Consider the following 632-nt stretch of genomic DNA (forward strand, 5'->3'; position numbering starts at 1 on the left):
GGTAAGACCAGTACAACTATGAAAAGCGTATCTCTTAATGTCGGTTACGCTGTCGGGTATGGTTACGCTGGTAAGTTTGGAACAATTTGGAAATGCGTAAGCTCCAATGGTATTAACACTACTTGGGATTGTAAAATCACCTGTTTTTCCGCTTGGGTATGCAATTAAAGCACTTCCTGTTTTATCGTACAATACTCCGTCTATAGAACTGTATGCGCTATTATTGCTGACATTTATGGAAACAAGGTTAGCGCAGCCTTCAAAAACACCATCATTAAATCCGATAATATTGTTTGGCAAGGTTACTTCTGTAAGGCTATTGCAGTTTGAAAAAGCATGATCAGCGATGTATGCAATGCTACTATCGGAGAGATCAAGATAGATATATTTGTTTTTATTGTTATTTGTATCAAGTATGCCTTTAATTTCTCCCAGTTCGGAATCATCAATGTTCAGTTTTATTATATATGGATTGGAAGGCGTATTTATTGGTTGACCTGTCAAAAAAGAGCTTAATTCGTTACTGTTCGTAAAGACAAAAATTGTATCCCACTTTGCATGCAATGTAATATCCATATTTGGAATTATTGCAAAGTCGTATGGAGCATAGAATGTTTCATTGTCTGTATACC

General features: G+C 36.1%; 1 protein-coding gene. It reads right to left on the bottom strand.

Annotation, left to right across the window (positions count from 1 at the left end; all coding sequences use genetic code 11):
- Positions 1 to 576: leucine-rich repeat domain-containing protein (locus ACYVTD_RS15400; protein WP_461248577.1), on the bottom strand; the 576-nt coding region annotated here is incomplete at its 3' end.
- Between the last annotated feature and the right edge of the window lie 56 nt (positions 577 to 632).

The sequence above is a fragment of the Treponema sp. R6D11 genome, assembly GCF_054786075.1.